Origin of the sequence: Microbacterium hydrocarbonoxydans (genome assembly GCF_000956475.1) — a bacterium.
GTDB classification, from domain to species: Bacteria; Actinomycetota; Actinomycetes; order Actinomycetales; family Microbacteriaceae; genus Microbacterium; species Microbacterium hydrocarbonoxydans_A.
In genome coordinates this window covers 34,235-60,006 of record NZ_JYJB01000004.1, presented here as the reverse complement: position 1 = coordinate 60,006, position 25,772 = coordinate 34,235, and the positions used below count along the sequence as shown (strand labels likewise).

The 25,772-nt window shown below is 68.5% G+C and carries 20 protein-coding genes; 3 read left to right on the top strand and 17 right to left on the bottom strand.

The features are described 5' to 3' along the window. Nucleotides 1-51 precede the first annotated feature (51 nt). From RS84_RS01490 to rsmA, 8 genes are all read right to left on the bottom strand, one after another. Nucleotides 52-1,170 (bottom strand): sugar-binding protein, encoded by a 1,119-nt coding sequence (locus tag RS84_RS01490; protein ID WP_045255994.1) that lies wholly within the window; start codon nucleotides 1,168-1,170, stop codon nucleotides 52-54. Nucleotides 1,171-1,230: 60 nt separating this feature from the next. Next, nucleotides 1,231-2,580 carry a multiple monosaccharide ABC transporter permease gene (gene mmsB / locus RS84_RS01485; protein ID WP_045255993.1) on the bottom strand — a complete coding sequence of 450 codons (1,350 nt, stop codon included), beginning with the start codon at nucleotides 2,578-2,580 and terminating at the stop codon, nucleotides 1,231-1,233. After that, the gene (mmsA, locus tag RS84_RS01480) at nucleotides 2,577-4,097 is read right to left on the bottom strand and encodes a multiple monosaccharide ABC transporter ATP-binding protein (protein WP_321163030.1); all 1,521 of its coding nucleotides are present in this window, start codon (nucleotides 4,095-4,097) and stop codon (nucleotides 2,577-2,579) included. The genes mmsB and mmsA overlap by 4 nt, the downstream gene beginning before the upstream one ends. 154 nt (nucleotides 4,098-4,251) lie before the next feature. Then, nucleotides 4,252-5,265, bottom strand: coding sequence for a LacI family DNA-binding transcriptional regulator (locus tag RS84_RS01475; RefSeq protein WP_045255991.1), 1,014 nt, complete (start codon nucleotides 5,263-5,265; stop codon nucleotides 4,252-4,254). Between the two features lie 294 nt (nucleotides 5,266-5,559). After that, nucleotides 5,560-5,979 carry a hypothetical protein gene (locus tag RS84_RS01470; RefSeq protein WP_045255990.1) on the bottom strand — a complete coding sequence of 140 codons (420 nt, stop codon included), beginning with the start codon at nucleotides 5,977-5,979 and terminating at the stop codon, nucleotides 5,560-5,562. Nucleotides 5,980-6,043: 64 nt separating this feature from the next. After that, nucleotides 6,044-6,976 (bottom strand): 4-(cytidine 5'-diphospho)-2-C-methyl-D-erythritol kinase, encoded by a 933-nt coding sequence (locus tag RS84_RS01465; RefSeq protein ID WP_045255989.1) that lies wholly within the window; start codon nucleotides 6,974-6,976, stop codon nucleotides 6,044-6,046. Between the two features lie 7 nt (nucleotides 6,977-6,983). Beyond that, nucleotides 6,984-8,051, bottom strand: a complete 1,068-nt coding sequence (gene mgrA / locus RS84_RS01460; protein WP_045255988.1) for an L-glyceraldehyde 3-phosphate reductase — start codon at nucleotides 8,049-8,051, stop codon at nucleotides 6,984-6,986. Next, the gene (rsmA, locus tag RS84_RS01455; RefSeq protein ID WP_045255987.1) at nucleotides 8,048-8,896 is read right to left on the bottom strand and encodes a 16S rRNA (adenine(1518)-N(6)/adenine(1519)-N(6))-dimethyltransferase RsmA; all 849 of its coding nucleotides are present in this window, start codon (nucleotides 8,894-8,896) and stop codon (nucleotides 8,048-8,050) included. Before rsmA ends, mgrA begins: the two co-directional genes overlap by 4 nt. A 36-nt stretch (nucleotides 8,897-8,932) precedes the next feature. Between rsmA and RS84_RS01450 the strand changes: the two genes are divergently transcribed. Then, a complete protein-coding gene (locus RS84_RS01450; RefSeq protein ID WP_045255986.1) occupies nucleotides 8,933-10,189 on the top strand; it encodes an MFS transporter in 1,257 nt (418 codons plus the stop codon). On the opposite strand, the gene RS84_RS01445 is transcribed toward RS84_RS01450, so the two are convergent. The 5 genes from RS84_RS01445 to rsmI are packed head-to-tail and all read right to left on the bottom strand — an operon-like array spanning nucleotide 10,168 to nucleotide 15,649. Next, on the bottom strand, nucleotides 10,168-11,046 hold the full coding sequence (locus RS84_RS01445) for a TatD family hydrolase (RefSeq protein ID WP_045255985.1): 879 nt from the start codon (nucleotides 11,044-11,046) through the stop codon (nucleotides 10,168-10,170). The two genes, RS84_RS01450 and RS84_RS01445, sit on opposite strands and share 22 nt — an antisense overlap. 9 nt (nucleotides 11,047-11,055) lie before the next feature. Continuing rightward, entirely contained in the window at nucleotides 11,056-12,630 is a 1,575-nt protein-coding gene (gene metG, locus RS84_RS01440) for a methionine--tRNA ligase (RefSeq protein ID WP_045255984.1), read from the bottom strand. A gap of 41 nt (nucleotides 12,631-12,671) precedes the next feature. Then, nucleotides 12,672-14,177 (bottom strand): molybdopterin-dependent oxidoreductase, encoded by a 1,506-nt coding sequence (locus RS84_RS01435; RefSeq protein WP_045255983.1) that lies wholly within the window; start codon nucleotides 14,175-14,177, stop codon nucleotides 12,672-12,674. A 24-nt stretch (nucleotides 14,178-14,201) separates the two neighbouring features. Beyond that, the gene (locus tag RS84_RS01430; RefSeq protein WP_045255982.1) at nucleotides 14,202-14,831 is read right to left on the bottom strand and encodes a class I SAM-dependent methyltransferase; all 630 of its coding nucleotides are present in this window, start codon (nucleotides 14,829-14,831) and stop codon (nucleotides 14,202-14,204) included. Next, nucleotides 14,828-15,649 carry a 16S rRNA (cytidine(1402)-2'-O)-methyltransferase gene (gene rsmI, locus RS84_RS01425; RefSeq protein ID WP_045255981.1) on the bottom strand — a complete coding sequence of 274 codons (822 nt, stop codon included), beginning with the start codon at nucleotides 15,647-15,649 and terminating at the stop codon, nucleotides 14,828-14,830. The genes RS84_RS01430 and rsmI overlap by 4 nt, the downstream gene beginning before the upstream one ends. 35 nt (nucleotides 15,650-15,684) lie before the next feature. Here rsmI and RS84_RS01420 point away from each other — a divergent pair, with 35 nt between their 5' ends. Then, nucleotides 15,685-17,238, top strand: coding sequence for a dolichyl-phosphate-mannose--protein mannosyltransferase (locus RS84_RS01420; RefSeq protein ID WP_052676168.1), 1,554 nt, complete (start codon nucleotides 15,685-15,687; stop codon nucleotides 17,236-17,238). A 48-nt stretch (nucleotides 17,239-17,286) separates the two neighbouring features. Here RS84_RS01420 and RS84_RS01415 read toward each other — a convergent pair whose 3' ends face one another. The 4 genes from RS84_RS01415 to RS84_RS01400 form a co-directional block, all read right to left on the bottom strand. Further along, nucleotides 17,287-19,086 carry a thioredoxin domain-containing protein gene (locus tag RS84_RS01415; protein WP_045255980.1) on the bottom strand — a complete coding sequence of 600 codons (1,800 nt, stop codon included), beginning with the start codon at nucleotides 19,084-19,086 and terminating at the stop codon, nucleotides 17,287-17,289. Between the two features lie 27 nt (nucleotides 19,087-19,113). Then, nucleotides 19,114-19,683 carry an FMN reductase gene (gene msuE / locus RS84_RS01410; protein ID WP_045256129.1) on the bottom strand — a complete coding sequence of 190 codons (570 nt, stop codon included), beginning with the start codon at nucleotides 19,681-19,683 and terminating at the stop codon, nucleotides 19,114-19,116. Nucleotides 19,684-19,757: 74 nt separating this feature from the next. Beyond that, complete coding sequence (locus RS84_RS01405) at nucleotides 19,758-20,594, bottom strand: aldo/keto reductase (RefSeq protein ID WP_045255979.1); 837 nt, start codon at nucleotides 20,592-20,594, stop codon at nucleotides 19,758-19,760. Continuing rightward, nucleotides 20,591-21,745 carry a heparan-alpha-glucosaminide N-acetyltransferase domain-containing protein gene (locus RS84_RS01400; RefSeq protein ID WP_045255978.1) on the bottom strand — a complete coding sequence of 385 codons (1,155 nt, stop codon included), beginning with the start codon at nucleotides 21,743-21,745 and terminating at the stop codon, nucleotides 20,591-20,593. The genes RS84_RS01405 and RS84_RS01400 overlap by 4 nt, the downstream gene beginning before the upstream one ends. 59 nt (nucleotides 21,746-21,804) lie before the next feature. Here RS84_RS01400 and hrpA point away from each other — a divergent pair, with 59 nt between their 5' ends. Then, entirely contained in the window at nucleotides 21,805-25,770 is a 3,966-nt protein-coding gene (gene hrpA, locus RS84_RS01395; protein WP_045255977.1) for an ATP-dependent RNA helicase HrpA, read from the top strand. Nucleotides 25,771-25,772 lie beyond the last annotated feature (2 nt).

The following is a 25,772-nucleotide window of genomic DNA, read 5'->3' as shown; positions in this document are numbered from 1 at the left end:
CGGGCCGCCCGAACCCGAAGGTCCGGACGGCCCGCCCGTCGCCAGTGAGACTTACTGGTACGACTTCACGATCTCGAGCAGGCTCGGAACGTTCGCGTACGCCTCAGCAGCGTTCGCCTTGGTGACGATGATCGGGTCGAGCAGGTACGCCGGAACGACCTTCACGCCGTTGTTGTACGACTCCTCGTCGTTGACATCGACCTTCTCGCCCTTCTGGAGCTGACCGACCATCTTGATCGACTGCTCGACGAGCAGCGTGGTGTCCTTATTGATCGTGGAGTACTGCACGCCCTCCATGATCGACTTGACCGATTCGACCTCGGAGTCCTGGCCGGTGACGACCGGAACCGGCTTGCCGGCACCCGTGACCGAGGTGATGATCGCGCGAGCCAGCGTGTCGTTCGGCGACAGGACGCCGTCGAGCGTCGCGGAGCCGTACGACGCCGTCAGCAGCGAGTCCATGCGACGCTGAGCGTTCTCAGCCTTCCATCCCTCGGTCGCGGTCTGCGCGATCTCGGTCTGGCCGGAGACGACCTTCAGCGTGCCGTCGTCGATCTTCGGCTGCAGGACGCTCATGGCCCCGTCGAAGAAGACCTTCGAGTTGGCGTCATCGGGCGAACCCGAGAACAGCTCGATGTTGTACGGCGCCTCGTGTCCCGCACGCTCGGCAAGACCGTCGAGCAGAGCCTGACCCTGCAGTTCACCGACCTTGAAGTTGTCGAACGCGACGTAGTAGTCGACAGCATCCGTGTTCTCGATCAGGCGGTCGTAGGCGATGACGGTGACACCCGCGTCGCGAGCGGCCTCGACCTGCGTCGCCAGCTGCTTGCCGTCCTTGGCGCCGATGATGATGACCTTGGCACCACCCGTGACCATGGCCTGGATCTGGTTCTGCTGCTCGGCGACCGTGTTCGACGCGGGAGCGTACTGCACGTCAGCCTTGAAGCCGGCCTCCTTGAGGCCGTCCTCGAACAGCTTGCCGGCCAGAACCCAGTTCTCACTGGTCTTGTCCGGCAGAGCGACGCCGATCGTTGCGTCGGCGGCGAATCCCTTGGTGGACTCGGTCGACGTGCCGCCGTCAGTGCCGCCGCCGCGCTCGGACGAGCATCCGGTGAGGGTGAAGGCAGCCGCTGCGACAAGCGCTGTCGCGGTGACGATGATCTTCTTCATGCGATCTCTTTCTCTGGTGAGGGACAGATCCTCCGCGCGAGCCGTGCGCGGGGAATCCGCCTACTTGCCGCTCGTCTTGTCGACAGCGGGGGTTTCGTAGGTCTGGTTGGGGGTCAGCGGCGGCACGGCCGGGGTGTCCCCCGACGTGAACCTGCGCAGGATGAACCCGGTCAGCGAGGGGCGCCCCTGCTGCTTGTTCCACACGTCCACGGCAACCGCGAACAGGAGCACGAGGCCCTTGATCATCGAGACGACGTCGGCGCCGGCGCCCATCAGCGCAAGGCCGTTGTTCAGGAACGCCATCACGAGACCACCGATGATCGAACCGATCACGGTGCCGATTCCGCCCGAGACGGCCGCGCCACCGATGAACACCGAGGCGATCGCGTCAAGCTCCCAGCCGTTTCCGTCCTGGGGACCGGATGCCGCGGCACGCGCGACGTAGATCATGCCCGCGAGAGCCGCCAGGACCGACATGTTCATCATGACGAAGAAGTCGACCCAGCGGTCCTTCACGCCCGACAGGCGAGACGCCTGGCGGTTGCCGCCGACCGCGTAGATGTGACGGCCGAACACCGTGTTGTTCGTGACGAAGGAGTAGACGATGACCAGGACGAGCAGGATGATGCCCGAAACCGGGAAGCTGGTGCCGGGACGACCCGTCGCGAACAGCCAGCCGGCCACGAGGATCACGGCGGAGATCAGCACGACCTTGATGACGCTGACCCAGAGCGGCGCACTCGCAGAGCCCATTCGCTTCTGCACGCCTCGGGTGCGGATCTCCCAGAACACGATCCACGCGACCCCGAGGAGAGCGAGGACCATCGTCAAGACGTTGAAGTTCAGCGGCACCGCGAGCTCGGGCAGATACCCGGAGCCGATCACCCGGAACTCCGGCGGCACCGGGATGGTCGTCGACTGGCCGATGAACTGGTTCGCCCCGCGGAAGAACAGCATGCCCGCCAGGGTCACGATGAACGCGGGAACGCCGACATAGGCGACCCAGAAGCCCTGCCATGCGCCGACGACGATGCCCACACCCACGCCGAGCGCGATCGCGAGCGGCCAGGGCAGGTTCCACTCCGACATCGACTTCGCGACGATGATGCCCGTGAACGCCGCCACCGAGCCGACCGACAGATCGATGTGGCCCATGATGATGACCATCACCATGCCGATCGCGAGGATCAGGATGTAGGAGTACTGGTTGACGACGTTGATCAGGTTCTCGGGCGAGAGCGTGAGCCCCGTGCCCTTGTAGATGAACGTCAGCAGCTGGAACAGCGCCAGGATCACGATCAGGCTGCCGAGGATGCCGAACTGGCGCAGCTTGGACTGACCGCCGCCGAACATCTTGGTGATGTCGCGGAAGCGGAAGGACGACGACGTCTGCGAGGTGTCGGTGCTCATGCGGATGCCTTCTGGTTCGAGGAGGTCATGCTGCGCATGAGAGCCTCCGGAGTTGCCTGATCTGCCGGGATGCAGTCTGTGACCCGGCCTTCGAAAACGGTGTAGATGCGGTCGGAGATGCCCAGGAGCTCGGGCAGCTCGCTGGAGATGACGATCACGCCCTTGCCCTGTGCTGCGAGCTGGTTGATGATCGCGTAGATCTCGTACTTGGCGCCGACGTCGATGCCGCGGGTCGGCTCGTCGAGGATCAGCAGGTCGGGGTCGGTGAACATCCACTTCGCCAGAACGACCTTCTGCTGGTTGCCGCCCGACAGCTTTCCGACGCCCTCCTCCACGGAGGGTGTCTTGATGCGCATCGCCTTGCGGTACTCCTCGGCGACCGCATACTCGGCACGGGAGTCGACGACGCCGCGCTTCGAGATCTTCGACAGCTTCGCCGCCACGGTCGATCGCTTGATGGTGTCGAGCAGGTTGAGCCCGAGCACCTTGCGGTCCTCGCTCACGTAGGCGAGGCCGTGCTTGATCGCCGAGGAGACGTCGGGCAGCACGATCTCACGGCCGTCCTTGATCAGGGTCCCGGAGAGGAACGTGCCGTAGGAGCGCCCGAAGATGCTCATCGCGAACTCGGTGCGCCCCGCGCCCATGAGGCCCGCGATGCCGACGACCTCGCCGCGACGGACGTTGATGCTCGAGCCCTTCACGACCATGCGCTCGTGCACGGTCGGATGCTGCACCCACCAGTCCCTGACCTCGAAGAAGACCTCCCCGATGTCCGGCGTGCGGTCCGGGTACCGGCTCTCGAGCGAGCGACCCACCATGCCGCGGATGATGCGATCCTCGTTGATCTCGCCGCGGGAGATGTCGAGCGTCTCGACAGTGCGGCCGTCGCGGATGATCGTGATCTCGTCGGCGATCTGCTCGATCTCGTTGAGCTTGTGGCTGATGATGATCGACGCGATGCCCTTGGCCTTCAGCCCCAGGATCAGATCGAGCAGGTGCTGCGAGTCGTTCTCGTTGAGAGCCGCGGTCGGCTCGTCGAGGATCAGCAGCTTGACGTCCTTGTTGAGCGCCTTCGCGATCTCGATCAGCTGCTGCTTGCCGACGCCGAGCGTCTTGATCGGGACGTCGGGATCCTCGTTGAGGCCGACGCGGGCGAGCAGCTCGATCGCGCGCTGCTTCTGCGCCTGCCAGTCGATGCGGGCCCCTCGACGGATCTCGTTCCCCAGGAAGATGTTCTCGGTGACCGACAGCTCGGGGATCAGCGCGAGCTCCTGGTGGATGATCACGATGCCCGCGGCCTCGCTGGCCGCGATGTCCTTGAAGCGCTGCTCCTGGCCGTAGAGGAGGATCTCGCCGTCATAGGTGCCGAACGGGTACACGCCCGAGAGCACCTTCATCAGGGTCGACTTGCCCGCGCCGTTCTCGCCGCAGATCGCATGGATCTCGCCGGAGCGGACGGTGATGGACACATCGGACAGCGCCTTCACCCCGGGGAACTCCTTGGTGATGCTGCGCATCTCCAGGATGGGGCCAGACACGACCGGCAACGTTGCTGTGGTGCTCACGGATCTTCCTCGCGCCTTCGCGGTCATCTTCCATGTGACCGTTCACATTGGTTTATATGGTCTACGTTCCACGGGGCAGTGTCAAGCCCGTGATCGAATCGTGCTCTTATCGCATGGCAGACGACTCGCGCATGCGCAGCGTCGTCTGCAGCGGCCCGAACTCCGGCGGGGCTTCTCCCCGGATCTGCGCAAGCAGGATGCTGACCGCGCGCCGGCCGAGTTCGGTGAAGTCCTGATGCACGGTCGTCAGGGAGGGCGCCACATGGGCCGCCACAGGGATGTCATCGAACCCGACGACGCTCACATCAGCCGGCACGCGCACACCCGACACCCGGAGTCCGTGCATGAGCCCGATCGCCATCTGATCGTTGGCGACGAAGATGCCGGTGAAGTCGCGTCTGCGCGACAGCTCTTGCCCTGCGAAGAAGCCGAAGTCGGCGGTCCAGTCACCCCTGATGGGCGGGAACGTCGGCAGATCGGCTTCGCGCAGCGCCTCGAGGTATCCGCGCATCCGCGACTCCGCCTCGATCCAGTCCTGAGGGCCGGCCAGATGGAGGATGTCGGTGTGACCGAGCGATATCAGGTGCTCTGTCGCCGCGCGGGCACCCGCCACCTGATCGGCCGAATGGCTGACGCCGTCGGAACCGGATGCGGTCTGCAGCGTCACGAACGGGATGTCGACGGCCATCCCGCGCAGCACGTGGAACACCCGCACCTGCGGGGCGAGCACCACGATGCCGTCGACCTGCTCTCTCGACAGCTGGCGCAGCGCCTGCCCGATGGCCTCCGGCGTGGTCGCCGAGAGGTTCAGCGTCGAGACCGAATAGCCCTCTTCGCGGGCAGCATCCTCAATCCCCACGATCGATGAAGTGGGGCCGAACTCCCCCACGGTCGCCGAGAGGATGCCGAGCATGTTGGATTTGCTGGTGACGAGAGCACGCGCTGCAAGGTTCGGGCGATAGTCGAGCACCGAGATCGCATCGAGCACCTTGGCCTTGGTCTCAGGCCGGATGCTCGGATGATCGTTCAGCACGCGCGAGACCGTCTGATGCGAGACCCCCGCCAGCCGTGCCACATCGCGGATGCTCGGCATCCGTCCGCGCTCTGAAGCCGTCGACATCACAGCCTCCTCGCATGTGCACGGTCACATAGAACAAACCCCATTATGTACACAGAACGCCCGCCGCGCATTCGGGTCTTGTCATGCGCGCGTCCCGCACGCTCTCCCAGCAACCTCTCAGTAAAAAACCTTGTCCCCCATTTGGGGGACAAGGACGTTCAGGGTTACCCTCGATATGCAGCTGGGGCTGTCTGCCGGCGTCTGGGGATCCGACAGCAGATGTATCGCCTCCTTCACGGAGAATCGCGCCCTCCCGGGAACCCGAATCCTGAGAGGGCGCGACGCATGTCGCCGTCAGTCTCGCGCGGCGAGTCCCGCGTAGAGCAGGGCACCCGACTGAGGATCCGTCAGCACCTGCACCTGCTCCCCCACGCGCGGGATCTCGAGCCGCGACACCAGGGCCTGGATCGCGACAGCCTGCGTCCCGACCTGCAGCGTCAGCACGATACTGGGGTTGTCGTTGATGGTCTGCCCGGTGTCCTGCATCCCGATGACGGTCGCCGGCTGCGTCGGAACCCCTGCTGCCCGCAAAGCCGCCACGTGCTCCGCCTGGTGGATCGACGACGTCGCCTGCTGCATGGCCTCGGTGAACTCGGATCCCATGAAGGCCTTCGTCATCTTTCCCATGAACCCGCGGCCGGCCGCGATGTCATCGGCCATCTGCATGGCCTCTTCCTGACGCTCCTGCGCAGACTTGCGGTTGAAAAGTCCCATGATCACTCCCTGTGGTTGACGTACCGCCACGCTAGGGAAGGCCGGCCTCTACCGATCACGGGTCTCAGGAGATGATCCGGGCGCCCGGCACCGGACCGTGCACATGCAGCGACTCCACGCCGCTCTCACGCAGCTGCGCCTGCACATGCTGAGCGCTCTCCGGGTCTGCACACAGCAGCGCCACGGTCGGACCCGATCCCGAGACGATGCCCTGCAGCGCGCCCGAGCGCACGCCGAGCTGTATCGCCTCGTCGAGATCGGGGCGCACGTCGACCGCCGCCGCCTGCAGATCGTTGAACAGCGTTCCCGCGAGCTCCTCCGCGTCTCCCGACCGCAGTGCCTGCAGCACGGGCACGGGAACGTCCAGCGACAGCGGCGGATCGTCCGCGAACGCGCCCTCCTCGGCGCGGAGCGCATCCAGGCGCTCGTAGACGACCGGGGTCGACAGGCCCTCGTCGCTGGTCACGAGAATCCAGTCGAAGCGACCTCGGGCGAGCGCCGGATTGAGCTGATCCCCTCGGCCGGTGCCCACGGCGGTGCCGCCGTGCAGCGCGAACGGCACATCGGCCCCGAGACGGGCGGCAAGCTCGTGCAGCCGCGCCTGCGAGAACCCTGTCCCCCACAGCGCATCGCACGCGACCAGCGCCGCCGCAGCATCCGCCGATCCCCCGCCCATTCCGCCCGCGACGGGGACCTGCTTGCGGATCTCCAGCGCGACTCCGCCGTCGTAGTCCGCCGCCGCCGCGAGCAGCTTCGCTGCACGCATGGCCAGGTTCCGGTCGTCCAACGGCACAGTGTCGGGGTCATCCGGACCGGACACGGAGATCGAGAAATCGGATGCCGGTCGCGCGATCACGTCTTCGTACAGCGACACGGCCTGGAAGACGGTCGCGAGCGCGTGATAGCCGTCGTCGTGACGCCCGCCGACGCCGAGATAGACGTTGATCTTCCCCGGGGCACGCACGTGCACGGATCCGATCGACGACGACACGCTCATGTTCGGCTCACAGATCCGACGACTTCGCCCACAGGTTGACGTCGATCGCGCCCGAGAGCTCGTCGATGCGCGCGAGCTCCTCTGCAGCGAAGGCCGGACCGTTCACCGCCGCGAGATTCTCATCGAGCTGCTCGGGGCGCGAAGCGCCGACCAGCGCCGAAGCCACCACGGGGTTGCGCAGGGTCCACTGCAGCGCCAGCTGGGCGAGGGACTGGCCGCGCTCGCGCGCGACCTCGTTCAGCGAGCGCAGCGCCTGCACAGCGGACTCGGGAAGCGGCTCGTCCGACAGCGAACGACGCTTCTGCGCGCGCTCCGCCGTGCCGTCGCCGAGGTACTTGTCGGTGAGCAGGCCCTGGGCGAGCGGGGTGAACGCGATCGCGCCGAGGCCCTTCTGCTCGAGGGTGTCGGTCAGTCCGTCTTCGATCCAGCGGTTGAGGATCGAGTATGCGGGCTGGTGGATCACGAGCGGGGTGCCGAGCTCTTCGGCGACCGCCACGGCCTCGGCCGTGCGCTCGGCGCTGTACGAGGAGATGCCGACGTACAGCGCTTTGCCCTGCTTCACGAGGGTGTCGAGCGCGCCTACGGTCTCGGCGATCGGCGTCACCGGGTCTACACGGTGCGAATAGAAGATGTCGACGTAGTCGAGCTGCATGCTCGTCAGCGACTGCTCGGCGCTCGCGAGGATGTACTTGCGGCTGGCGTAGTCGCCGTACGGTCCTGGCCACATGTCCCAGCCGGCCTTCGACGAGATGATCAGCTCGTCGCGGTACGGCCGGAGGTCCTCGCTGAAGATGCGCCCGAAGTTCTTCTCGGCCGAGCCGTAGGGCGGGCCGTAGTTGTTCGCGAGATCGAAATGCGTGATGCCGTGATCGAAGGCGTGCCGCAGCAGGGCGCGCTGGTTGTCAAGGGGGATGTTATCGCCGAAGTTCCACCACAGGCCGAGGGAGATCGGCGGCAGGAAGAGACCGGAGGTGCCGACCTGGCGGTAGTCGAACCGCCGGTAGCGGCTCTCATCGGCGGCGTACGGCCGATGGATCTCGGGGACGTCGGGGCTGAAGCGCGGCGAGGGTGTCACCGTGCCAGATTAGCCCCTGCGATGCGCTGGTAGTCGTCGACGGTGAGGTCTTCTCCGCGGGCGGTCGGCGCGACGCCTGCGGCCTCGAGAGCCTCGGATGCTGCGGCCGAGCTGCCGAAGATGCCCGAGAGCGCCTGGCGCAGCATCTTGCGTCGCTGGTTGAAGGCGGCATCCACGATCTGGAATGTGCGTCGGCGCTCTTCGATCGATCCGCGCTCGCCCTCAGAGCGGTCGAATCCGACCAGCAGGCTGTCGACGTTCGGGACCGGCCAGAACACCTGACGCGACACGTTTCCGGCGAGCTTCCACTCGCCGTACCACGCAGCTTTCACACTCGGCGTGCCGTAGATCTTCGAGCCGGGCTTCGCGGCGAGGCGCTCCGCGACTTCGGCCTGCACCATGACGACGCCGCGCTGCAGGTGGTCGAAGGTCTCGAGGAAGTGCAGCAGCACGGGCACGGAGACGTTGTACGGCAGGTTGGCGACCAGCACCGTCGGGTCGCCGGGAAGCTCCGTCACACGCAGCGCATCGGCATCGACGACCGTCAGCATCCCCGGCTCGACGCCGTGCTCCGCCGCCGTCTGCGGAAGCCGCGCGGCGAGGCGGTGATCGATCTCGACGGCCGTGACCGAGGCGCCCGCTTCGAGGATCGCGAGGGTCAGGGACCCGAGGCCCGGTCCGACCTCGACCACGCGCTCACCCGGCTGCACGCGTGCGGCGTGCACGATCTTGCGCACGGTGTTCGCATCGACCACGAAGTTCTGGCCCAGCTTCTTGGTGGGAGTGACGTCGAGCTCGGCGGCAAGACTGCGGATCTCGGTGGCGCCGAGCAGGGTGACGGTCATTGTTCCATTGTCCCCTACCCTCAGTAGTCTTCTGGGATGCCCTCCCTCGGTGAACTGATCGCGCCCCGGCGCATGGGCTCGGATTTCCGCTGGCTGCTGGCCTCGACGTGGACCAGCAACGTCGGTGACGGGGTCGCTCTGGCAGCGGCGCCGCTGCTGATCGCCTCCATGACCTCGTCGCCGATCCTCGTGGCCGCCGGCGCCATCCTGCAGTTTCTGCCGTGGCTGGTCTTCGGACTGCACGCCGGCGCGATCGCCGATCGCTTCGATCGCCGGCGGCTGGTGATGATGGCGAATGCAGCGCGCGCGATCGTGCTGCTGGCTCTGTGCGTGTTCCTGTTCACGGGTACGGCGAACATCTGGATCGTGCTCGCGACGGCGTTCCTCTACGGCACGGCCGAGGTGTTCGTCGACACGGCAGGCAGCACGCTGCTGCCGATGATCGTGAGGCCCGCCGATCTCGGCATCGGCAATGCGCGACTGCAGGCCGGCTATCTCGTCGCGAACCAGTTCGCCGGCCCTCCGATCGGCGCATTCCTGTTCGCCGCGGGCACCGCCTGGCCGTTCCTGCTCGAGGTCGTCTGCGTCGCCCTCGCCGTCGTGCTGATCTCGCGCATGGCGCGGACACCCGTGCCGCCCCGCCCGGAGCACGCCCCTGTGCACACGGACATCGCCGAAGGGCTGCGCTGGCTGTGGCGCAATCCACCGGTGCGGATGCTGGTGCTCATCATCCTGGTCTTCAACGTCACGTGGGCTGCGCCCTGGGGCGTGCTCGTGCTCTACGCAACGGAGCACCTGCACATGGGTGCGATCGGCTACGGCGCCCTCACCACGGCATCCGCCGCCGGAGGGCTGCTGGCCACCGCTAGCTTCGGCTGGCTCGAGCGACACGTGTCGTTCGCCACGCTCATGCGCGTCGTGCTGTCTCTCGAGGTGCTCATGCATCTCTCGTTCGCCCTCACCACGGTCGGCTGGGTGGCCCTCGTGATCATGTTCGGGTTCGGCGCGTACGCGTTCGTCTGGGGCACGATCTCGACGACCGTGCGCCAGCGGCTCGTGCCGCACGAGCTGCAGGGCCGGGTGTCGTCGGTCAACATGGTCGGCGTGTTCGGCGGCATGGTCATCGGCCAGGCGCTCGGTGGCGTGATCGCCGAGATCTGGGGGCTCACCGCGCCGTGGTGGTTCGCCTTCGTCGGCGCCGCCGTCACCCTCGTGCTCGTGTGGAAGCCGATCTCGCAGATCGTGAGCGCGAAGCCCGTCGAAGACGCGGATCAGCCGGTGAAGGAGCCGTAGACCCGCAGCGTGTTCTGCGCGAGCTGGGCACACAGTTCATCGACGTCGAGGCCCAGCTCAGCCGCCATGAAGCGCACCGTGATCGGCACGAGGTACGGCGCGTTCGGGCGGCCGCGCAGCGGCGTCGGCGTGAGGAAGGGCGCATCGGTCTCGACGAGGATGCGGTCGAGCGGCGTGACCGCGAGCGCGTCGCGCAGGTTCTGGGCGTTCTTGAACGTGACGTTGCCCGCGAACGACAGGTGATAGCCGGCATCCGCGCAGATCTTCGCCATCGCGTCATCGCCCGAGAAGCAGTGGAACACCGTCTTCTCCGGAGCGCCCACCCTGCTCAGCGTCTCGAGGACCGCATCGTGCGCGTCGCGGTCGTGGATCTGCATCGCGATGCCGTGCTTCTTCGCGAGCGCGATGTGCGCCTCGAAGGACTCGAACTGCGCCGGGCGGCCCGGCTCGTCGGTGCGGAAGAAGTCCAGTCCCGTCTCGCCGATCGCCCGCGTGCGGGGGTGGGCGGCGAGTTCGTCGATCACGGCGATCGCCTGGTCGAGCATGCCCTGCTCGGCATATGTCGGCGCGTCGTTGGGGTGGATCGCGACGGCCGCGAGCACGCGAGGGTCGGATGCCGCGGCCTCGACGGCCCAGCGCGACGACTCGATGTCGCCCGACGCCTGGATCACACCGGCGATGCCCACCGCCTCGGCGCGGTCGAGCTGCTCTGCAAGCGAGAGCGGCTCATCGCCGTCGAGGATCTCGAGGTGCGCGTGGTTGTCGTACACAGGTACGGCGAGAGGCTCGGGCGCCGGCGGATACTTCAGATCCTTCCGCCCGTCGCCCGAGCGCTCTCGCACGTACGTGTCAGCCATCGGAATCGCTCAGGACTGCTCGACCCGCGGGAACAGCGGCGCGAGGCCGTTGACGCTGATGCCGGGGCGCAGCACGCCCCAGGAGCCGGCTTCACGGAGAGGCTGGTCCTGCAGCCGCCCGATCGAATCCGCAGCTCCCAGAGCGACCCAGAGCTTCTCGGTCGACTGCGGCATGACGGGAGAGAGCAGCACGGCGAGGGCGCGCAGTCCCTCGGCGCACGTGTACAGCACGGTCCCGAGGCGCTCGCGCTGAGACTCGTCGCGGGCCAGCGCCCACGGCTCGTTCTCGGTGATGTAGCCGTTCAGCGCATCGACGATGGTCCAGATCTCCTTGATGGCCTCGTCGATGCGGAACAGCTCCATCGCCGCATCCGCGTTCTTCGCCGCATCCGCGACGATCCGCTGGATCTCGAGGTCCTTCTCGGTGTAGTCGCCCGCGGGCGGCACGATCCCCTCGAAGTACTTCTCGATCATCGCGGTGGTGCGCGAGGCGAGGTTGCCGAAGCCGTTCGCGAGCTCGGCCTGGTAGCGGGCCGACAGGTCCTCCCACGAGAACGACCCGTCCTGGCCGAAGGCGATCGCCGACAGGAAGTAGAAGCGGTACGCGTCGGAGCCGAACACGTCGGTGATCTCGGTCGGCGCGATGCCGGTGAGCTTCGACTTCGACATCTTCTCACCGCCGACGAGCAGCCAGCCGTGCGCGAACACGCCCTTGGGAACGTCGAGACCCGCAGCCATCAGCATCGCCGGCCAGATGACGGCGTGGAAGCGCAGGATGTCCTTGCCGACGACGTGATACGCGGGCCAGCGGCGTGCGAAGGTCTCCTCGTCCTCCCCGTAGCCCACGGCGGTGGCGTAGTTGAGGAGCGCGTCGACCCACACGTAGATGACGTGCGAGCTGTCCCAGGGCACCTCGATGCCCCAGTCGAACGCCGAGCGCGAGATCGACAGGTCCTTCAGACCCTGCCGCACGAACGAGACGACCTCGTTGCGCGCCGACTCGGGGCGCACGAAGTCGGGCTCGCTCTTGTACAGCTCGAGAAGGCGGTCCTGGAACTCGCTGAGCTTGAAGAAGTAGTTCTTCTCCTGCAGCAGCTCGAGCGGCTTCGAGTGGATCGCGCAGACCTTGAGTCCTTCGAAGGGTCCGGTGCCGTCGAGGATCTCCGACTCGGGCTTGAACTCCTCGCACCCGACGCAGTAGAGCGCCTCGTACTCGCCCGCGTAGATGTAGCCGCGGTCGTAGATCGCCTGCACGAACTTCTTGACGCGTTCTTCGTGCCGCTCCTGCGTGGTGCGGATGAAGTCGTCGTTCGCGACGTCGAGGGTCTTCAGAAGCGGGAACCACGCCTCGGTGACGAGCTTGTCGACCCACTCCTGCGGCGTGACGTTGTTCGCCGCCGCGGCGCGGAGCATCTTCTGGCCGTGCTCGTCGGTGCCCGTCAGCATCCAGGTGTCGTCGCCGCTCTGACGGTGCCAGCGCGCGAGCGCGTCGACCGCCACCGAGGTGTACCCGTGGCCGATGTGAGGCACATCGGAGGGGTAGTAGATGGGCGTGGTGATGTAGAACGATTCGCCTGCGGGCATGGGGACAATTCTAGGTGGGATGCCGGGGCTGGTTACGCCGCTCAGCCCACCGCCACGGTGATGCGATGCCACCCTGTGGCGCCGTCCGGAGCGGGAGGCGCCACGGCGTCCGTCTGTGTGACGCCGTCGGCGCCGATAGCCCGGCATTCGATCTCGTGCGAGCCGCTCTCGGCCTTCCACTCCAGGTGCCACTGCACCCAGGTGTCGTCCGATATCGCGGTGGCCAGGGTCGCGCGCCGCCACTCGCCGCCGTCGATGCGCACCTCGACCGCGTGGACACCCTCGTGCTGCTGCCAGGCCATGCCGGCGATCACGGTCTCGCCGGCATCGACCGAGCCGCGCGGCACGTCGATGCGCGACTGCAGCTTGATCGGTCCGCGCTCCGACCAGCCGCGCGTCGTCCAGTACGCGGTGGCCCGGTCGAACCTGGTGACCTCGAGCTCGGTGACCCATTTCGTGGCCGAGACGTAGCCGTAGAGACCGGGGACGACCAGCCGCACCGGGAAGCCGTGCTCGACGGGCAGCGGCTCGCCGTTCATGCCGATCGCGAGCAGCGAATCGCGGTCGTCGGTCAGCGCCTCCAGCGGGGTGGATGCAGTGAACCCGTCGATCGAGGTCGACAGCACCATGTCGGCATCCGCGTGGACGCCGGCCCTGGCGAGCACCTCGCGCACCGGGAGCCCCAGCCAGCGGGCGTTGCCGATCAGGTCGCCGCCGACGGTGTTCGATACGCAGGCGAGGGTCACGTCGGCCTCGTGCAGCGCCGACGCCATGAGATCGTCCCAGGTGAGCGTGATCTCCCGGTCGACCATCCCGTGCACGCGAAGGCTCCAGTCGGCGGGGTCGACCTGCGGCACGACCAGGGCGGTGTCGATGCGATAGAAGGCGGCGTCCGGTGTGACGACAGGCGCGAGGCCCGGGATGCCGAGCTCGGCGGCGGACGGCACCGGAGCCGCGGCGGTCGCCGGCTTCGGCAGCCGCAGCGCCGAGCGAATCGCCTCGACGCTCTGCGAGGCGCCGCGGGCGACGTTCGACACCGCGAGGGCGACCAGGCCGGATGCCGTCGCCACCGCCGTCCAGACCAGGAACCTCCGACGATCGGGCTCCTCCTCGCGCTCGCTCAGCGAGATCAGGCCTCGAGCCGCGAGGGCCGCTGCGCCGCCGGAGACGAGCGCAGGGATCGCCGCGAGCACGGCGTCGTCGGAGCGCACGACGGCGATCACGGCGCCGACGACGCCGAGCACGATGAAGACCACAGCGCCGAGGGGCGAGCGGCGGCCCTCCAGCATCCCGGCGCCGAACGCGACCGCGAGCAGCACGACCGCGATTCCGACCAGCAGCGCCGCCTTGTCACCGGTTCCGAACCAGGCGATCGCCGCGTCTTTCGCCCACGCGGGCGCGATGTCGATCAAGGCCCCGCCGATCGCGGCGAAGGGGCTCGCGGAAGGCAGCAGGAACGCGGCGATGAGCTCACCGAGCCCCGTGCCGAGCAGTACCGCGACGATGCCGAGGACGCCCGGCCTCGGTCCTGATCGCACCTGTCTCATGGGTCGAGAGTACGCCCGCTCGCGCTATCGAAGCCTGACCGCTGTCACCGACGCGTGCGGCCGCACGCTGGCCTCGCCCGGCTGCCGCTCGCGGCGTGAGCCGTCCGTGATCTCGAAGCCGGATTCCGTCATCAGCTCCCCGAGCGCCTCGGGGCTCCAGTAGTACGCGGGGGCCACGGCGTGCGCGAACGCCTCGCGAGGCGTTCCGTCGAAGAACCCGATCAGAAGACTGCCGCCAGGGGCGAGCACGCGCGCGAACTCGCCGAGGATGCCGGCGACGTCGGAGGGCGGCATGTGGATCAGGGAGTACCAGGCGAGGATGCCCCCGAAAGCTGCATCCTGGGCGGGAACCTCCGCGAACGTGCCGTGCCGGAATGCGACTCCGGGATGGTGCGCCCGGGCGTGCGCCACGAAGCGCTCGGACATGTCGAGTCCGAGAACCTCATGACCGCCGTCGTGCAGATGACGCGTCCACAGGCCGGGCCCACAGCCGGCATCCAGAATCCGCCCGCGCACGGTTCCGGCCCACGCCTCGATCTCTTCGCGGTCGGCGCTCGCCAGCTGCTCGACGCCTCCGGCAAGCGCGATGTACTCCGCGGCACGGCTGTCGTAGGCCGCTCCGACGGCAGCGTCCCGCGGTGGACCTGCGATCATGAGTTCCTGGCGGCCAGCGCCGCCTGATAGAGGTCTCGTGAGGACAGGCCGGTCAGACCGGCCACCTCTGCGGCCGCCTCCTTCAGGCGGATGCCGGAGGCGACGAGCGCCTGCACCTGGCTGAGCGCGTCCTCCGCCGAAGCGGCGCGTGCGGGTGCTCCTTCGACGACGACGACGATCTCCCCCTTCACGCCGTCGGCGGCCCATGCCGCGAGCTCGGCGGCATCGCCCCGGCGCACCTCTTCGTAGAACTTCGTCAGCTCGCGGCACACGGCGATCCGGCGCTCGTCGCCGAAGGCCGCGCCCATGTCGGCGAGCGAGGCGGCCAGCCGCGACGGCGACTCGAAGAAGACCATGGTGCGCGGCTCTGCGGCGAGTGCACGCAGCGTCGAGCGCCTCTCGCCCGGCTTGCGGGGCAGGAACCCCTCGAAGGTGAAGCGATCTGTGGGCAGTCCCGAGATCGCGAGCGCCATCAGCACCGCGCTCGGACCGGGGATCGCCGTGACGGTCACGCCCTGAGCGACCGCCTCTGCCACGAGCCCGTACCCGGGATCGCTGATGGCCGGCATGCCCGCATCGCTGACCACGACCACATCCGACTCCAGGGCGAGGGCGGCGAGCTCGGCCGACTTCTGCTTCTCGTTGTGGTCGTGCAGGGCGATCAGGCGCGGCCGGTTCTCGATCTTCAGCGCCTGCAGGAGCCGTCCGGTCGTGCGCGTGTCCTCCGCGACGACGACGTCGGCGTTCTCGAGCACCTCGATCAGGCGCCGGGAGGCGTCGCCGAGATTTCCGATGGGCGTGGCGGCGAGAATGATCACACGATCAGCCTAGGCGCGTTGTCTAGGCTGTAGCGGTGACCGAACCCGCCCCGCTGCTGCCGCCTCCCGACCAGCGCCTGACGCGCTACGGGCAGCTGCGCGACAGCATCCTGGGCAGCCCCGACTGGGGCCGCATGATCGGCTGGTTCGCGCCGCTCGTGATCACGCTGCTCGCCGCAGTGCTGCGGCTGGTGAACGTGGGGCACCCGCACCAGCTCGCCTTCGACGAGACCTATTACGTCAAGGACGCCTGGTCGCTGTGGACGCTCGGCTATGAGGGCACCTGGGGCGAGAACGCCAACGAGGCGTTCATCACCCTGCAGCAGCTGCCGCTCGATCCCAAGGGCGCCTTCATCGTGCATCCGCCGCTCGGCAAGTGGCTGATCGCTCTGGGCATGGCTCTCGGCGGGCCGGACAACAGCGTCGGCTGGCGGCTCGCGACTGCCCTCCTCGGCACCGGCACCGTTCTGCTCACGTATCTCATCGCCCGCAGGCTCAGCGGCTCCGTCGTCGTGGCGACGGTCGCGGCCGGGCTCCTCGCGATCGACGGCCTCAGCATCGTGCTGAGCCGCATCGCCCTGCTCGACGGCATCCTCACCTTCTTCATCATGCTCGGCGTGCTGTTCATCCTGTGCGACAGGGAGCGCACGATCCCCGTGCTCGAGCGGCCCGATCCGGACGACCCCGAGCCGATGTGGGGCCGGGTGCTCTGGCGCCGCCCGTGGCTCGTCGCGGCCGGCCTCGCGTTCGGCGCGGCGTGCGCCGTCAAGTGGTCAGGCCTGTACGTGCTCGCGGCCTTCGGACTGTACGTCGTGGTGACGGATGCTCTCGCCCGCCGCCGGGCAGGCATCGTCCTGTGGCCCACGGCAGCCGCGTTCCGCCAGGGACCGGTGTCGTTCGTGCTGCTCGTCGCCCCTGCGTTCGCGGTGTACCTCACGAGCTGGACCGGCTGGCTCGTCACCGCGGGCGGCTACAACCGCGACCTCGACCCGAATCCCTTCGTCTCGCTGTTCAGGTACCACCAGGCCATGCTGAACTTCCACGTGGGCCTCACCAGCGGGCATCCCTACGCGAGCCCGGCGTGGGAGTGGCCGTTCCTGCTGCGGCCTACCGCGGTATGGGTGGGCAGCGATCCGACGGGCTGCGGCACCGACCACTGCATCGCGGTGATCAGCAGCATCCCGAACCCGCTGATCTGGTACGCGGGCGTCGCGGCATCCGTGTACCTGCTGTACCGCCTGGTGCGCGCCTGGATCCAGAGGCGCACCATCGAGCCCGCTCTCACCCTGCCGCTCATCGGGCTCGCTGCGACCTATGTTCCCTGGCTGATGTTCCCCGAGCGCACGATCTTCCAGTTCTACACGGTGGCGATGATGCCGTTCCTCGTGCTGGGCCTCGCGATGACGCTGCGCGTGATCGCCGGCCGCCGTGACGATCCCCTGTACCGGCGCCAGGCCGGCGAGCGCACCGTCACGGTCTTCCTCGTGTTCGCCGTGCTGGTCTCGGCGTTCTTCTATCCCGTGTGGACCGGCATGAGCGTGCCCTACCAGTTCTGGCTGCTGCACAACTGGCTCCCCGGCTGGGTGTGAGCATGGGCGCGCCTGACGGATCCAGGGCGATGTGCAACGCGGGCTGAGTCAGCGCGCGGCCACCACGTCGGCGGGGTCGCTCACCGGCAACCGGCACACGAAGCCGCGGCAGTCGTAAACCCGATCCGTGGCATCGGCCCTTCCGTCGAACAGCTCGAAGCCGGCATCCGCGAACGCCGCCGCCTGCGCGGGTGTCACGATGGCGATCACGTCGGCGTCCGCCGTCCGAGCGGCCGCGGCCAGCGCACCATCGCGATCCGTGACGACCGCGACGATCTGCCGGGGCGCGTCGATGAGAGCGGCCGCGACGCGCAGCATGCTGCCGTGCGCGAAGGGCTGCTCCAACGCGCTCTTCGACAGCGACCGCACGATCTCTGCGGCCGAGTCGCGGTAGCGCTCCCCCGCGCCGAGGCGCCACGCCGACAGCGCGGCCATCGCGATGGATGAGGCGTCGCTGGGAAGGTCGCCGTCGGTCTGGTCAGGGGCCGTCGCGATCCTCTGCGCCGACAGCTGAGGATCGCGCGCGACCCCGGACAGCGACTCGTCGAGCAGCGCGCGTCCGGTCGTCGCCCACGACGCCTCGCCGCTCGCCGCGGCGAGCGCGAACAGGCCGTCGGCGAGCAGAGCGAGATCGGATGCCGTCGCCGATGCCGTCGATGCCGCTCCGCCGAGCGAGGTGCGTACGAGCCTGCCGTCCGGATCGCGATTCTGCGTGAGCACTGCTTCTGCGGCCTCTGTTGCGGCCGACACCAGAGACGAATCCCCGAGGCGCTGGCCCGCGCGGGAGAGCGCGCCGATCGCGAGTCCGTTCCACCCCGTGATGACCTTGCCGTCGACTTCGGGCGACTCGAGCGCACCCCGTGCCGTCACGGGGCGCTGGTAGTAGCCGCCCTCGTTGCGGCGGCCGTCGATCCAGGACTCCGAGTCCTGCGCCGCACCGAAGCCCCCGGCCGGGCGTCTCAGCGTCGTGAGGAGGAACTCGGCGATGCCGCGCGCGACGCCGTGGTCACCCGCGTCGAGCGCGATGTCGAGCAGCTGGGCGTTGTCGGTCAGCATCCGCTCGTAGTGCGGAACCGTCCAGTCGCGCTGCGTGGCGTATCGGAAGAAGCCGCCGTCCTCGTCGCGCAATGCGGAAGCCGCCATGGCGGCGAGCGCGCGCGCAGCCGAGGCAGACGCCTCGGCTGCCTCGCGGTGCACCAGCGGACTCAGCAGGAAGCCGAGCACCGTCGCGACCGGGAACTTCGGAGCGCCGCCGAATCCTCCGTGCACACGGTCCTCCCTCGCCGCGATGGCCTGAGCCGCTGCCGTGAGCTCGGCGGCGTCGGGGAGGTCGCCGGGCGTCGACAGAGCCGCATGCGCAAGGGCATCTGCCACGGCATCGGCCGACTCCTCCGCCTGCGCGCGCCGCAGCATCCATGCCTCCCGCACCGCCGCGAGCACGTCGCGGAACGCCGGCATCGGCGGCCGTGGCGCCGGCGGCCAGTATGTGCCCGCGTAGAAGGCGCGCCCGCGCGGGGTCGCGAAGACCGTCAGCGGCCAGCCGAGATTCTGTGTGAACGCGGAGGCCGCGGCCATGTATGCGCTGTCGACCTCCGGGTGCTCCTCCCGGTCGACCTTGACCGCGACGAAGCCCTCGTCGATCATCGCCGCGATGGCCGGATCCGAGAATGACTCCCTGGCCATGACGTGGCACCAATGGCATGTGGAGTAGCCGATCGAGATGAGCAGCGGCACGTCGCGCCGCTCGGCTTCGGCGAAGGCCTCGGCCCCCCACGGATACCAGTCGACGGGATTCTCGGCATGCGCGCGGAGGTAGGGGCTGAGCGTGCCTGCCAGTCGGTTCGTCACGTGTGCAACGCTACGCCTGTCCTCGGCTCAGCCGGCGAGAAGCTCCACGGGCCTTGCCGCGGCGTACCCCACGAGCGGCAGCGCACGCTCGGCGGCGAGCGCGATGCGGGATCGCAGCACCTCCGATTCGATCACGTACCCGTCGAAGTCCGTGTCGCTCGCGTACACGCCAAGGGGCAGGGTGAGCGCCTGGAAGAACGCGAACAGCGGGCGCAGCTGGTGCTCGATGATGAGCGCGTGTCGTTCACCGCCGCCCGTGGCCGCCAGCAGCACCGGCTTGCCGACGAGCGCGTACTGTCCGACGAAGTCGAAAAGATGCTTGAACAGGCCCGTGAAGGACGCCCGGTACACGGGACTGCCGACGATGAGCAGATCCGCCTGCTCGATCGCCACGATCTTCTCCTCCACATGGAGCGGAAGCTGATCCCGGCGCAGCGCTCCAGCCAGCGCAGGACCGACGTCCGTGAGCTCGATCAGCTCGAACTCGATCTCGGCGAGCTCGGCGACGGCTGCGCCGATGGCGCGGATGAGCGCGGTGGTCTTGCTCGGCTCGTGAAGCGAGCCGGACACGGCGACGACACGGTAGGCGGCTGTCATGTCGACGAAGCTACTCGTGACGACGCCCCGCGTCGCATGAGGCGACACGGGGCGTCATCGGGCGAATCATTACGTCAATTCACGTCGTCCGGGTGCGAGCCGACGCGACCGGAGCCGTCGAGCGGGTCGAGTGCGTCGATCGCCGCGATCTCGGCATCGGTCAGCTCGAAGCCGAACACGTCGAGGTTCTCCCGCAGGCGCTCGGGGTGCACCGACTTCGGGAAGACGATGTTCCCCTTCTGCAGGTGCCAGCGCAGCACGGCCTGCGCGGGAGTGACCCCGTGGGCGGCCGCCGCGTCCGCCACGGCCGGAGTGCCGAACAGGTCGTACTTGCCCTGCCCGAGCGGCCCCCAGGATTCGATGCGGATGCCGTGCTCCGTCGCCCAGGCGACGACGTCGCGCTGCTGATAGGCCGGGTGCAGCTCGATCTGGTTGATGGCGGGCGTCACCCCGGTCTCTGCGACGACGCGCTCGAGGTGCGGCACGAGGAAGTTCGAGACGCCGATGCTGCGCGTGAGCCCGGCGTCGCGGATCTCGACGAGCTTCGAGAAGGCGTGCACGTAGTCGTCCTTCGCCGGGGTGGGCCAGTGCACGAGGTACAGGTCGACGTGCTCGAGACCGAGACGCTCGAGGCTCTCCGCGATCGCGGCGTTCGGCTCGTCGTCGTGGTGACGGTCGTTCCACAGCTTGGTGGTGACGAACAGCTCGTCACGCGGGATGCCGGAGGAGGCGATCGCTGCGCCCACGCCTTCCTCGTTTCCGTAGATCGCGGCGGTGTCGATGTGGCGGTAGCCGATCTCCAGCGCCTCGCTCACCGCGCGCTCGGTCTGGTCGGCGGGCACCTTGAAGACGCCGTAGCCGAGCTGAGGGATGGAGTGGCCGTCGTTCAGTTCGATAGCAGGAATCGTCATGACTCCAGCCTATGACCGGTCGTCCTGGGCGGGCTCGCCATCGCGCGAGCCGCTGCTCCCACGAGCCGCTCCAGGGGGCCGCGGCCCACGAACATCGACCACACGGTCGCGAGCACGATCAGCGCGATCGCCGTCCACGCCCAGAACGCGTTGCTCTGGAGAAAGCCGCCGGGGCCGCTGATCAGAGCCACCGAGACCACATGCAGGCTGTACGCCGACAGCGGCATCGACCCCAGCGCGCCGAGCGGGAGAAGCAGCGGGCGCAGAGGCCGCGCGAGCAGCAGGCATGCCGCGATCACCACGAGTGCGAATCCGCCCGAGCCGAGGATCTCGGCGACCCCGCCCGTGTGCGGGTCGACCGCGAACACCGATGCGAGCACCGCGCCCAGCGGATCCGACTCGGCCAGAGCCTGAGGGTACGCGGCCCACCCGCCCTCTCCCGATCCGGCGGCACCCTGAGGCGCGCCGACGCCGGCAAGGATTCCGACCACGCCGAGTCCGTACCCCACGACCGTGAGCCCGATGCCCGCTCCGAGCGCGACCGCAGCCGTGCCGGCTCTCTCCACGTGCAGACGCCCCAGCGCCATGCCGCCCAGCACGAATGCCATCCACACGGTGATCGGGTACGAGCCGTACAGCACGAAGCCGATCGCGGCCCCGTAGGGGTGCAGTGTCAGTGCGGTGACGAGAGCGAGGAGCGGGGGCCCGGCGACCGCGAGGACGGCCGCCGCGAGCAGCAGCTGCGCCGGACGCCAGCGGAGGAACGGGATCACGGCGACGTAGAGCAGCCCGTACAGCGTGAGGATCACGGCGATCGGTGTGCCGAACATCTCCAGCACGAGACCGATGACGAAGATCACAGCCCCGCGGCCGATGAGGTTGAGCCTGAGGCTCGGCACGCGCGCGGGATCGGGCAGGTCGCTGCGTCCGGTCATCAGCGCCACGGAGACGCCGGCGAGCACGGCGAAGAGGATCGACGAGCGCCCGTGCACCAGAGCCGACCAGGTCGACGGATCGAACGGATCGAACGAGCCGGTCTCGCCGATGTGCGCGCCGGCCATGCCGAGGATCGCGAGCGCCCGGGCGACGTCGAGCCCCAGGATCCGCGGCGGACGCCCGAACTCGCGGAACCAGTGCTGCACTCTCGTCATCCGACGATCGTATGCGGTGGATGCCGAGCTGCCTCGATCCCGGCATACGATGGAGGGCTATGTCTTCTCCCGTGATCACCTATCCCCCGGAGCTGCCGGTCAGTGCGGCCAGGGGTGAGATCGCCGACGCCATCCGCGACAACCAGGTCGTGATCGTCGCTGGTGCCACCGGATCCGGCAAGACGACGCAGCTTCCGAAGATCTGCCTGGAGCTCGGCCGCGAGCGCATCGCACACACGCAGCCCCGCCGCCTCGCCGCCCGCACGATCGCCGAGCGCGTCGCCGAGGAGCTGCAGGTCGAGCTGGGCGGGCTCGTCGGCTACAAGGTGCGCTTCACGGATCAGGTCTCGGACGAGACGCGCGTCGCCCTGATGACCGACGGCATCCTCCTCAACGAGATCCACCGCGACCGGCTGCTCCGCCGCTACGACACGATCATCATCGACGAGGCGCACGAACGCTCCCTGAATGTCGACTTCCTGCTCGGGTACCTGGTGCGCATCCTGCCGGAGCGACCTGATCTCAAGGTCATCATCACCTCGGCGACCATCGACCCCGAGAGCTTCGCGAAGCACTTCGCCCCGTCGTCGGGCTCCGGCACCGAACCCAGGCCGGCGCCGATCATCGAGGTCTCGGGTCGCACCTACCCTGTCGAGATCCGCTATCGCTCGCGCGTGGACGAGGAGAGCGAGGAGGAGATCGACGAGGTCGCCGAGATCGTCGGCGCGCTGCGGGAGCTCGATCGAGAAGCGCCCGGCGACGTCCTCGTGTTCCTGCCCGGCGAGGCGGAGATCACGGATGCTGCGGATGCTGTGCGCGCAGCCTTCGCGAAGGATCGCTCGCCCACCGAGGTGCTCCCCCTCTACGGGCGCCTGTCGGCAGCCGAGCAGCATCGCGTGTTCGAACGCTCTTCTCTGGCCGGCGTCCGCCGCCGTGTCGTCCTCGCGACGAACGTCGCAGAGACGAGCCTCACGGTGCCCGGCATCAAGTACGTGATCGACACCGGCACCGCCCGCATCTCGCGGTACAGCAACCGCTCGAAGGTGCAGCGCCTGCCGATCGAGCCGGTGTCGCAGGCCTCGGCGAATCAGCGCTCGGGCCGCGCGGGCCGCACCAGCGAGGGCATCGCGATCCGGCTCTACAGCGAAGACGACTTCGGCGGGCGCCCCGAGTTCACGGAGCCCGAGATCCTGCGCACCTCGCTCGCATCGGTCGTGCTGCAGATGCTGTCGCTCGGATTCGGCGACATCACCGAGTTCCCGTTCCTCACTCCGCCCGACTCGCGCGGCGTGAAGGCCGCCTTCGACCTCCTGGTGGAGCTCGGAGCCATTCGGCAGGCTCAGGGCCCCGGCGGCCGGGCACAGCTCACCCGCATCGGGCGCGACATCGCACGCATGCCGATGGACCCGCGCTTCGCCCGCATGATCGTCGAGGCGGCGACATCCGGCGTCGCCGGTCCGGTGATTCCCATCGTGGCCGGACTCTCCATCCAGGACGTCCGCGAGCGCCCCTCGGCGGAGGCGCCGCAGGGCGTCCGCGACGAGGCGGAGCGCATGCACGCGCGGTTCGTCGATCCGACCAGCGACTTCCTGACCCTGCTGAACCTGTGGAACCACCTGCGCGAGCAGCAGCGCGAGCTGGGCTCCAGCGCCTTCCGACGCATGTGCCGCAGCGAGCATCTGAACTACGTCCGCGTGCGGGAGTGGTTCGACGTGCACCGTCAGCTGCAGACGCTTGTCAAGCGCCCCGGCACCCGGTCATCGAGCGAGACGGACGCGGCGGACCCAGACGCGATCCACAAGGCGCTCCTGGCCGGACTGCTGTCGCAGATCGGCATCCTCGACGAACGCAGCGCACCCGCCGGAGGCCAGAACAAGACGGCGCCGAAGGACCCGAAGCGCAGGATCGCCGAGTATAGGGGGGCCCGCGGCATCCGCTTCTCGATCTTCCCCGGCTCCGGGCTCCGCAAGAAGAGTCCGCAGGCCGTGATGGCCGCCGAGATCGTGGAGACGTCCCGCACGTTCGCCCGCACGGTCGCGGCGATCGACCCTGCGTGGGCGGAGTCGCTGGCCGGAGACCTCGCCAAGCGTCAGGTCACCGAGCCGCACTGGTCGAAGGATGCCGGCGCCGCCGTCGCCTTCGAGAAGGTCACCCTGTTCGGTGTCGAGATCATCCCGCGCCGCCGTGTGCAGTTCGCGCGCATCGACAGGGCCGCGTCCCGCGAACTGTTCCTGCGGCATGCCCTCGTCGAGGGCGAATGGGACCCGACCCGCATCGACAAGAGGGTCAGCGCCTTCTGGCGCAGCAACGCCGAGCTGCGCAGACGCCTCGAGAAGCTCGAGGAGCGAGAGCGCCGCCGCGACATCCTCGCCGGCGACGAAGCCGTCTTCCGCTTCTACGACGAGCGCATCCCGTCAGAGGTGTTCGACGTGCGCTCCTTCGAGAAGTGGTGGCGCGATGCCCTGACGACCACACCGAAGCTGCTCGTGATGCGCGAGAGCGACCTGATCGACGACGACGAGCGAGCCGATCAGAACGAGTTCCCCACGCGGTGGACGCAGGGCGATCAGGTGCTCGGCCTCGCCTACCGGTTCGAGCCGGGAGCGGCGGATGACGGCGTCAGCGTCGTCGTGCCCCTGGCGCTGCTGGCTCAGATCGAGGACCGTGGATTCGACTGGCAGGTGCCGGGCCTGCGCGCCGAGCTCGTCACGGGCCTCCTCCGCGCCCTGCCCAAGGCGATTCGTCGCCATGTGGTGCCCGCGGCCGACTGGGCGGAGAAGTTCGGCGATGCCCTGGCGGGCGAAGGACCCGAGACGCATGGCGGCCTCCCGCCGCGCACGCTCAAGGAGGCGCTGGCGAAGCTCATCCAGCCGCTCGCGAATCAGCTGGTCACCCCGAACGAGTTCGACGACGAGCGCGTTCCCGCGCACCTGCGCATGAACTTCCGCGCGGTCGATGAACGCGGTCGCATCGCGGGGTCGAGCCGCGATCTCGCGGAGCTGCAGGCGCAGCTGTCCGACCGGGCGAGATCCAGCGTGGCGCGGTCCATCGCCCGCTCAGCGGCACCGGGGTCCCTGAGCCTGTCGAAGGGCGCGAGTCCGTCGAAGGGGCCGGTTCCGTCCAAGGGCGCGGCGGCGGTGGCATCCGCGGCATCCATCGAGCGCTCGGGCCTGACGAGCTGGACCTTCGGCGATCTCCCCGAAGTGCTCGACACGCGCGTGGCCGGCGGCGTCGTGCGCGGCTATCCGGCCATCGTCGACGACGGCAAGAGCGTCTCGGTGCGCGTCGAAGCCACGGCGGATGCTGCGGCGGCGGCGAGCCGCGACGGCGTGCTGCGGCTCGTTCTTCTCGCCGTGCCGTCGCCGATGTCGTACGTGCAGGAGCATCTGACCGCACCCGAGAAGCTTGCACTCGCCGCCTCCCCGTATCAGAACGCGGCGGCGCTCCTGGAGGACTGCCGCCGCGCCGTCGTTCGGCGCGCACTGGACCAGCGCGGGCCCATCCGCACCCAGGCCGCGTTCGAGCAGGCCCGGGACGCGATCTCGGTGACCCTCGTCGACGAGCTGTTCGCCTGCGTGTCCCTTGTCGCCCGCATCCTGACGGCGTCGCGCGAGGTGGAGCGCGGCATCAAGTCGCAGAACTCCCTCGCCCTGCTCGGGCCGCTCAACGACATCCGCACGCAGCTCGCGGGCCTCCTGCATCCGGGGTTCATCTCGGCCGCAGGCGTCGACCAGCTCGTGCATTTCCCCCGCTACCTCGGCGGCATGATCGACCGTCTGAAGACCCTCGCGAACGAGCCGGGCAAGGATCGCACGCGGATGAGCGAGTTCGAGCGGATGGCGAAGGCGTACGAAGACGCCGGCGGCACGATTCCGCTCACTCCGAATGCGTCGGCGGCGATCGTCGAGACGCGCTGGCTGCTCGAGGAGTATCGCGTGAGCGTGTTCGCACAGCGCCTGGGCACCGCGCAGCCGGTATCAGCGCAACGAATCATGAAGGCTCTTGCCGCGCCCTCCGCTCGTTGAGC